The following is an 8,806-nucleotide window of genomic DNA, read 5'->3' on the forward strand; positions in this document are numbered from 1 at the left end:
CCATAGCGGTTGGGCAGGAGGTTGATGGCGGCCGTCAGGCTGGCCATCGAGAAGCCGGGGTTTTCAAAAGGGTTCTGCATTTGGGATCTCCAGAAATGACGAAACCCGCCAGCGGCGGGTTTTCGGGGGAGTGAAACGGCGTATCAGGACGGGGTCAGGCGCTGTCGCGCACCAGCACGCCCAAGAAGGTGAGTTGGGCGATGGCGGCGGCCTTCTGCGCGGTGGTGATGCCGGTCGGCCAGACCAGTGCGCCACGCGCGACGATGGCGTGGCGCGCGATCACCAGCGCGTCGTCGCGGTCGATCAGCGTGGCGTCCACATCGCTCGCCAAAATGCCGATGGCGATTTCGCTGCCGTCGGTGGCGTCCGGATCGAAGGCCTTGAGTTTGGTGCTGGTGGTATCGCGCCCGAGCACGGTACCCAGCACGAGCTTTTGCCCGGCGGCCACGGTATCGGTTTCGCGCGAGTAGAGATTCGGCGCTTCGTACTTCAACAGGTCGCCGAGATTCTTGGGTTGAGAGACAGTGGGCATAGCTTACTCCTTGGCGGTGAGTTTCTTGACGGCAGCGACCACGGGACTGTTTTCCGGGTGCTGGCTGGTGCCTGCATCGGCAGTGATGTGCGAGGCGATTTCGGGTTGGTCGGCACGGGCATCGAGCAAGGCCCGACGCACCTGCGCTTCGGAAAACCCTGCGGCGAGGAAATCCGCCGTGCGTTGCGACTGGCCTGCGATCAGGCACATCTCCGCAATGGCCTGCGCCTGAACGCGCCCGCTGGCGAAGGACTGCGCCAGTGCGGCGCTGGTGACAGGTGCCGGTTGCGAATCGCCTTCGCCCTGCGGCTGATCGGCCTGCTGGGCGGGATCGGTCGGATCGTGTGGTTCGTCGATGGCGACGTGTTCGTTCGGGTGTTCGGTCATGGTGTTCTCCAAGGTGAAAGAGGTGGATCGAGGGGCATAGTGAAGCGTGAGCGGCGAAGCGCGCGGCAAGGCAGACAACCGGGCTTGTGGTGTGACCTGCGGACGCTGGGCGGCCAGCGCCTCGGCGAATTCGGCCAGCACCTGATCGAAGGACATCACTGCGTCGGCCAGCCCGGCGGCCACCGCGTTCTCACCGAAAAACACGGCAGCTTCGGTGGCGCGCACGGCATCCACATCCAGTTGGCGCATCGCGGCAACCTGCGTCGTGAAAATCCCGTAGAGCCGGTCGACCTCGCTTTGCAGCGTGCCCGCCGCCTGTGGGCTCAAAGGTTCGTGCGGCGAGAGATCGTTCTTGTGGCCACCGGCAAACACAGCGGTGTAGTGCAGCCCGTCCTTGGCATCCTTGACGGCTTGATCGACGTGCAGCGCGATCACGCCGACAGAGCCCACACCGGCGGTTTGCGACAGCGTCAAACGCTGGCAGGCGGCGGCAATGGCGTAGGCGGCCGAGTACGCGGCATCGTTGGCGTGCGCCCATATCGGCTTGATCCGGCTGGCGGCGCGGATGCGCTCGGCCAACTCGAACACGCCGCCCGCTTCGCCACCGGGAGAATCCAGATTGAGCAGGATGCCCGCCACCTGCGGATCGGCCAGCGCGGTTTCCAGCCGGGATTCCAGTTCGTCGTAGGCCATGAGGCCGGAGGCGGCATCGAGGCCCAGCGAGCGTTTGACCAAAGTGCCGAATACCGGAATGACGGCAATGCCCGATTGCGCAAACGCCCGGGCCTGCTTGGGTTCTGGGATGGGAAAGGCCATCTCCCGATCCGGCAAGCCGATGCGTGAACCCAATACGGAGAGGATCACGTCCAGTTTGGGGCGCGCAATGAGCAGCGGCGTCCCGATGATGCGGGACGCCAGATGGATGAGGGGCATGTCAGTTGTCCTGTAGGTCTGGCTGTGTGGGCACTGGGGCTGCAGCAGCGAAAGGTGGCTTGTCGTGGCGCGGGTCGGAGTCGAAGACCAGACCCAGTTCGTCGGCACGCTGGTTATCCAAGGCGATCTCGCGGTCGATGTCCTCGGCGTCGTAGCCGAAGGCCGAGATGGCTTCCGAGCGCGACAACAGCCCGGCACGAATGGCCGTCAGCATCGCGTCGAATTCCTTCTTCGGATCGACCCACTGCCAACCCTGTGGAATCCATTTGGCCGCCAGGTATTCGCGCCGTTTTTGACTGAAGTCGGTCAGTGGCAATGCGCCTTCCAGCGCAGCCTGCTCCATCCACGCGCGCCAGATCGGACAGCACAGCTGGTGGACGATCACGTTGTGCTGGATGGCCTCGCAGCGGCGGCGAAACTCCAGCAGCCCCGCCCGGATCGACGAGTAGTTAACCTGCGTCAGATCGCCGGTCAGCATCTCGTAGGTGATGCCCATCGCGGCGGCCACGGCGCGGAATTGTATGCGCAGGAACTCGGCGTAGCTCGCGCCCACATCGGCAGGCTGGCTGAACTTCACGTCCTCGCCGGGCTCCAGAATCTGCATCGTGCCCGGTTCCAGCCCTGCCATCGCCGCGCCATTGGCATCCGGCAGCCCTTCGCCCATCAGGCTGTCCTCGGGCGAGAGGCGCGTGATGAACCCCGCGAACATCGCCGCCGTCTTCTTGCGCACGAGCTCAGCGTCGTCGTACTGGTCGAGTTCATTGAGTTTGACCAGTGCCCGCGCCAGCCACGGTTCACCCCGGATCTGGCCGGGACGCAGGGGGCGGAACAGATGGATGATCTCGGCGGCAGGCACGCGCACGGTGTCAATGCTGCTGCCGGTTCCGCCATTGCCTGACATAGGTGCCAGCGAACCGTCGCCCGGGTGCGCGTTGTACAGGTGGTAGGCCACGCGCCGACCGAGCTTGTCGAATTCGATGCCCGCGCGGATGACGTTGCCGCCAGGCCGTTCGCTGTTCAGCGTGGCCGGTAGGTGTTCGGGTTCAAGCAACTGCAATTGCAGACCGACCGCCAAACCATCCTCGGGGCGGCGGTAACGCAGCCGTACCAGACACTCGCCGCCTTCGAGCATGGCGCGACAGGCCAAGGCCTGCAGGCCGTAGAAATCGGTCAGTCCGGCCGCATCGGCATCCTCGCACCAGTCCCACCACAGGCTGTGGATGGTTTCGCGCAGCGCGTTGTCGGCCACCATCGACTGCGGCTTGATGCCGGTACCGATGGCGTTCGAGACGAAGGCCTCGACGCCTGCCGCTGCCCACGCATTGCGACGCACCAGATCGCGGCTTTTGGCGCGCAGTTCGTTCTGGGTATAGGCCAGCGCCGCGACCGCGCCGGGGTTGCCGACCTGCCACGCCAGCGCGCGGCGGCCACCGCCGATGCCGTCGTAGAACGGCGTGCCACCCAGCAGGCTGATGCCGACACGTCTGCGCATTCGGTCAAGCCATTGCATGTTCAAAAACCCTTTCCCGTGGTGACCCGGATCTGGCGTGGCGCACCGGGCCACAGGCCGGTGTCCACCGCCTGCTCGAAGAGGTCGCGCTTGACGGCGGCGATGGCGGCCTTGAGTTCATCGACGCTGCGGTACTCGACGGTCTTGTCACCGAAGGTCACGCGCTTTTCGCCCTTGACCAGCGCCAGTTCCAGCGCGTCCAGATGTGCTTGTGTGTAGGCCATCAGCGGTACACCGTCAGGTTGATTTCAGTGGAATCGGAAAAGGACAGCGATGCGGTAGCGCAGCTGATGTCGACGTATTGGGTAGTTTTCTGATCGGTGCTGGAACGCACGATGGCTATGCGCTGCTGGCCGCTGTTGGTGCTTGAGCGGGCGAGCGCCGTCCAGCAGTAGTTCGCATCTGGCATGGCGGTGGCGAAGGTCACCCGGTAGCGACCTGCTGCCGTCCGGGTCACGCTGGCCACGTTGTGCGACGAGCGCACGACGATCTGGCTGCCGACGTAGCCGAAGCAGACCCACGCCCGAGCCAAGCCGGGATGGGTGGCGTCGATCTTGGTCTTGACCTCCAGACCGATGCGACTGGCCAGCGCCGTGATGCGGGTGGCGAGGCTCATCAGACCAGCGCGCCTTCGAATACGGCGACGAAGTCGGTGTCGGTGTTGCCGACATCGCTGGCGGCCACCGCGCCGATGTTGCTGCGCGCCTGCGCCTGCTCAGGAGCCGTGAGCGTTTGCGCGGCATCGAAGCGCACGCGATTGTTGACGGCGGCGAGCAACGCATCCAGACCACTGGTGCCGTTCTGCAGCAGTTGCTGGATTTCCACCAGCGTGTCGTAGGCGGCATCGGCACCGCCCAGGATTTCCGACTTCAGTGCATCGAGCAGCGTGACAATCTTGCTCGACGAATAGGTGCTGGTGGTGGCGATGTTGGCGTCGTCGATCACCGCCGAGGACACCACGGCCGCCTTCAGTTCGTTGATGGCCGCGACCAGATTCGACTTGTCGGTGGTGGTCAGGTTGGCGAGGTTGCCCGCCTTGGCGCGCACATCGTTGAATTCCTGCGCGACGCGAATGACCAGGCTTTCGATACGGGTAGCAAGACTCATGTTTTCTCCTCGGGTGTCAGGACAGCCAGCGGCTTTTGATCACGCGCCGACCGGGGTTGCGGTTGCCGGAAACAGCGAGGCCACCGCGTGGGGTGGCCTCAGTGGGTGATTCAGTTGTTGTTTCAAGGGGTGGCGAACTGGCCATCCCCAGTTGTCGCTCCAGTTCCCGCCAGTGGCGTTCCTCGAAGCGATCCAGTCCCGCGCTGGACGCGGCGGCGCGGGCGTAGACGTAGCAGTCCAGCGCCTCGTTGCGTTCGCGCATCTTTTGCCACTCGCGCACGGGGAAGCCGTTGCGGTCGCGGCGGGTGATCAGTTGCTCGGCGCAGAGCTGCTGGATGAACTCGGCGTCGATCTTGGGCAGGTGGACGAACCCGGCAGGAAACACCGGGGTCAGTCCGTCCTCGCCGACATCCGCGCTCTTGCGCAGGTTGTTGTAGAGCTCCAGCTTGGCGATGCCGCCTGCCACCGAGTACACCTTGATGCCCCGGCGCAGCTTCTTGCCGCCCTGCGAGACGTCAACAGCGGTCGGTGTGCCGATCAGGGCTGCGCCGCGTGCAACCCCCTTGACCGCCATCACGCGCGGGTCGTGGCAGGCGCGCACGAAGGCGTAGGCTTCCTGCGTGGCAAAGCCAGTGTCCAGCGCGAAACGCGCCAGTGGCATCTGCGCTCCGCAAGCGTGCGTCCACTGTTCGGCCAGCATCGCGGCCAGGGCTTTCCATACCGTGTCGCGCGCCGTGTCGCCCATCAGCACGCGGTGCTCGATGAGCCACGATTCTTTGCCGCGCCCGAAGGCCCAGACCGAGGCTTCGATGCGATCCTTCTGCACGTCCGCGCCGCCGACCAGCAGCAGCCCGCCCTGCGGCACGCTGCCAATTCGATAGTTCTCCCGGCGCTCGACCAGCCGTTGCCAGTCGGGCGCTTCGCCTTCCTCGACCCACGTCTCACCGAGTTCGGTGTTCTTGAAGGTCTTGATCGCCGCTGCCGATCCCGATTCCTTGTTGACGGCGGCCTCCCACGCGGCGGCGATGTCACGCCACGCGCGCCAGCCCACCGGGCTGTACAGCGACGACAGGTGAAAGCCTGCCGTCTTGCCCTCGGCCATCGTGCGCCATTCGCCGCGCTCCAGCATCGACGTCTTGTGGTGCTCGGCAATCGCGGTGTCGCAGGACTCGCAGATGTAGGCCGCCGTTTCCGGTTGACCCTTGTCCCAGCGCAACTGCTCGAAACGCAGCCACTGCGGGTGGTTGCAGTGCGGGCACGGAACGAAGTAGCGACGCTGATCTGAGGCCTCGTACTCACGCTCGATGGCCGATGCGCCGGAGATCGTCGGCGTCGACACGATGAAGATCTTGCGCCGGGCAAAGGTGCGCGTGCGCGCCTCGGCCAGCGAGATCGCATCGCCTTCACCTTCGACATCCAGCGGATAGCCGTCCACCTCGTCGAGGAACAGGTAGCGCACTGGCATCGAACGCAGGCCCACCGCGCTGTTCGCGCCGGTCATCACCAGCACGCCGCCCCGGAACTCCTTGGCCAGAATCGTGTTGCCCGAATCCCGGCTGCGTGCGGGCGCGATCAGTTCCGCCAGTGCCGCCGACTCCTCGATCAGCGGGTCGATCCGCTGCTTGGAGTTGCGCTTGGCCATCTCCACCGTCGGCCACACAGCCATCATCGGCCCGGGTGCGTGATGGATGACGTAGCCGATCCAGTTTGATCCCATCTCGGTTGCACCAAGCTGCGCCGCCTTCATAAACACCACGCGCTCGACCGGTGAGGTCGGCGACAGGCAATCCATGATGGCCTTCAGGTACGGCGTGCGACTGGTGCGCCAGCGGCCCGGCTCTGCGGATGCCTTGCTGGAAAGCATTCGGTGCCGATCCGACCATTCCGACACGGTGAGCAGCGGATCGGGTGTCAAGCCGTCGCGCCACGCGCGTTCGATCTCCTGTGCGCCTTCGTAATCGTCCATCATCATCAATCCACACGCGGGCGCAGCTCGCCCAGTTCGATCAGGTGCTCGCGCACGGCAGCTTCCAGCGCGACGTGCATCTGGTGCGCGTCAACGCCAAGCGCGGAGGCCATCTGCCCCGAGATGCGCGCAGGCCAGTTGAGCCAGGCATCGCGCTCGATGCGCGCCAGCTTGAACACGTGCGCCACGGCCTGCGCCCGATCCACCAGTTCCTTCTTGCGGTGTGCCAGCTCGACCTTGTTGAGTTGGGCCTTGAGCACTTCGTTGACGGTGCGCGCCTGCAACAGCGATGTGCCGCCTGCCGACAGCGGCGGCGTGGCCACCTCCGGCGTTTCACGAGATGGCGGTGGCGTCGCCGATGCTACGCGCGCCTTCGTTGCAGGCGCCTTGTCGGCTGCTGCGGCCTTGCGTGGCTGCAATGTGTTTTGAGCCCACTGCGCATCCGCCGTGTCCGGATCAATCGTGCCGTCCGGCAGTGCAGTGATCCGCCCGGTGTCGATGGCCTTCTTCACGGCCACGTGCGACACGCCACGGTGGCGCGCGTAGGCGCGAATCGAGAGTCCCATCGTCACCTTCTTCAATCATTTGTTCGTCATTCCTGCGGATTGAGCTTGGCTTCCATCGGCAACAGCGCGTTCATCACGTCACGCCAACGACATCTTGAAAGGAACGCGCCATGAACCAGATCGACACCATCCTCACCCTGATCGCCCAGAAGCATCTCGGCATCGAGACGCTGGAAACCCGCCACTCGGACAGCCTGGACTTCCACGACACGGCGGTCTGGTGCCTGCGCGACGCGCTTAAAGCCGCCTTCAACGCAGGTCTCGAGCAGGGTCGCAATGCCAAGACGTCGGACAAGGCCAACACCTGATTGCGAAGAGCACAAGCCAAGCAGAAGGCGCTTGGCTTCACTCCCGAACAGCGCGTTCATCACTTCGTTATCCATTAACCCCGAAGGAGCAGCAAATGACCACCACCACCCTGACCCCGGCCCAGCACGCCATCCTCGCCAAGGCCATCAACACCAGCGGCGGCAAGATCGACTGGTTCCCCGACAACATCAAAGGCGGCGCACGCAAGAAGGTGCTCGATGGCCTGTTCAACCGCGCCCTGATCACGCCCGATGGCGAGGGATGGTGCGTCGCCGCCGAGGGCTACGATGCCCTGGGCATGCCGCGCCCCGGCTTGAACAAGATGAGGATCGGTCAATTCGAAGCCAATCTCGACCAGATCATCGCCAACGCTGAAGGCGCAACAGCCGCCACGAGCGATCCCGAACTGGAAGCCGCCGTAGCCGCCGCCGAAGCAATGTGGGTCAAGCCGCGCACACGCGAGAACAGCAAGCAAGCCGAAGTGATCCGGATGCTGCAACGCCCCGAGGGTGCAACCATCGGCCAGATCTGCGCTGCCACCGGTTGGCAGGCGCACACGGTGCGCGGCACCTTTGCAGGAGCCTTCAAGAAAAAGCTGGGCCTGACCATCGTCTCGGACAAGCCGCAGGGCGGCGAGCGGGTCTACCGCATCGCCTGATCAGAATGATCGAGAAAGAGGCCAAGCGGCGCTTGGCTTCTCAATCGAACAGCGCGTTACTACGGGTGTCACAACGATCAACCCGAAGGAGAAAGCACCATGACCAGCATCCAGATCCCCACCACCCAGAACGAAGCCTGGGGCTTTTGGGGCACGATGAACGAACACGCCAGCGCCGCATGGCCCCTGGCGATGGTCGCCATTTCGGACGTCACCAGCCAGCCCCTCGAATCGGTTCAGGTCTTCCTCGACAGCCGCCACGGACGCCACTTTGCCGACGACGTCCAGAACGGGCTTTACGAGGGCAAGGTCCTGGCGGACGCGATCAACGCAGCCACCCAGCGTTGGATGGGGTGGACGATTGGCCGCCAGACCAGCAAGCAATACGGCATCCCGCGCGGCATGCCTTACCTGACGGGCTTTGTGATTCACTGCGAGATCGTTGAGGAGTCGCTGGCCGTCTGATCAAGCGCCGCGCCATCCGCCTCGCGGGTGGCCTGCTTGCCAGTGAATTCCTCCCACCGGCGCACGATCACGTCCACGTACTTCGGATCGAGTTCGATCAGCCGCGCGACGCGGCCTGACTTCTCAGCCGCAATCAGCGTCGTGCCGGAACCGCCGAAGGGATCGAGCACGACGTTACCCGGTCGACTCGAATTGCGGATCGCGCGCTCGACCAACTCCACCGGCTTCATCGTCGGGTGCAGGTCGTTCTTCTGCGGCTTCTTGATGTTCCACACATCACCTTGATCGCGGTCACCGCACCAGTGACGCTGTGTTCCCTCGGGCCATCCGTAGAGGATCGGCTCGTACTGGCGCTGGTAGTCGGCGCGACCAA

At 64.6% G+C, this 8,806-nt stretch carries 12 protein-coding genes; 3 read left to right on the forward strand and 9 right to left on the reverse strand.

The window, feature by feature from the left end:
• Positions 1-154: 154 nt before the first annotated feature.
• From IT472_RS07035 to IT472_RS07070, 8 genes are read right to left on the reverse strand one after another with little or no spacing between them, the layout of a single operon-like run.
• The gene (locus tag IT472_RS07035; protein ID WP_297180325.1) at positions 155-532 is read right to left on the reverse strand and encodes a head decoration protein; all 378 of its coding nucleotides are present in this window, start codon (positions 530-532) and stop codon (positions 155-157) included.
• A gap of 3 nt (positions 533-535) precedes the next feature.
• Positions 536-1,852, reverse strand: coding sequence for a S49 family peptidase (locus IT472_RS07040; RefSeq protein WP_297180327.1), 1,317 nt, complete (start codon positions 1,850-1,852; stop codon positions 536-538).
• Position 1,853: 1 nt separating this feature from the next.
• Positions 1,854-3,344, reverse strand: coding sequence for a phage portal protein (locus IT472_RS07045; protein WP_297180329.1), 1,491 nt, complete (start codon positions 3,342-3,344; stop codon positions 1,854-1,856).
• Positions 3,345-3,364: 20 nt separating this feature from the next.
• Positions 3,365-3,586 carry a hypothetical protein gene (locus IT472_RS07050; protein WP_297180331.1) on the reverse strand — a complete coding sequence of 74 codons (222 nt, stop codon included), beginning with the start codon at positions 3,584-3,586 and terminating at the stop codon, positions 3,365-3,367.
• Positions 3,586-3,978, reverse strand: coding sequence for a hypothetical protein (locus IT472_RS07055; RefSeq protein WP_297180333.1), 393 nt, complete (start codon positions 3,976-3,978; stop codon positions 3,586-3,588). Before IT472_RS07055 ends, IT472_RS07050 begins: the two co-directional genes overlap by 1 nt.
• On the reverse strand, positions 3,978-4,469 hold the full coding sequence (locus IT472_RS07060) for a hypothetical protein (protein WP_056931605.1): 492 nt from the start codon (positions 4,467-4,469) through the stop codon (positions 3,978-3,980). Before IT472_RS07060 ends, IT472_RS07055 begins: the two co-directional genes overlap by 1 nt.
• A gap of 16 nt (positions 4,470-4,485) precedes the next feature.
• Positions 4,486-6,435, reverse strand: a complete 1,950-nt coding sequence (locus tag IT472_RS07065; protein WP_297180336.1) for a phage terminase large subunit family protein — start codon at positions 6,433-6,435, stop codon at positions 4,486-4,488.
• Between the two features lie 5 nt (positions 6,436-6,440).
• A complete protein-coding gene (locus tag IT472_RS07070) occupies positions 6,441-7,001 on the reverse strand; it encodes an elements of external origin (protein WP_297180338.1) in 561 nt (186 codons plus the stop codon).
• 110 nt (positions 7,002-7,111) lie between these two features.
• Here IT472_RS07070 and IT472_RS07075 point away from each other — a divergent pair, with 110 nt between their 5' ends.
• The 3 genes from IT472_RS07075 to IT472_RS07085 all read left to right on the forward strand — a co-directional run bounded on the left by IT472_RS07075 (position 7,112) and on the right by IT472_RS07085 (position 8,433).
• Positions 7,112-7,309, forward strand: a complete 198-nt coding sequence (locus IT472_RS07075; protein ID WP_297180340.1) for a hypothetical protein — start codon at positions 7,112-7,114, stop codon at positions 7,307-7,309.
• 95 nt (positions 7,310-7,404) lie between these two features.
• Entirely contained in the window at positions 7,405-7,968 is a 564-nt protein-coding gene (locus IT472_RS07080) for a DUF3489 domain-containing protein (RefSeq protein WP_297180342.1), read from the forward strand.
• A gap of 99 nt (positions 7,969-8,067) precedes the next feature.
• Positions 8,068-8,433, forward strand: coding sequence for a hypothetical protein (locus IT472_RS07085; protein WP_297180344.1), 366 nt, complete (start codon positions 8,068-8,070; stop codon positions 8,431-8,433).
• Here IT472_RS07085 and IT472_RS07090 read toward each other — a convergent pair.
• The coding region (locus IT472_RS07090; RefSeq protein WP_297180345.1) for a site-specific DNA-methyltransferase at positions 8,397-8,806 on the reverse strand (410 nt) is incomplete at its 5' end. The genes IT472_RS07085 and IT472_RS07090 overlap by 37 nt on opposite strands.

Source organism: Thermomonas sp. (assembly GCF_020850895.1).
In the GTDB taxonomy this organism is placed as follows: Bacteria; Pseudomonadota; Gammaproteobacteria; order Xanthomonadales; family Xanthomonadaceae; genus Thermomonas.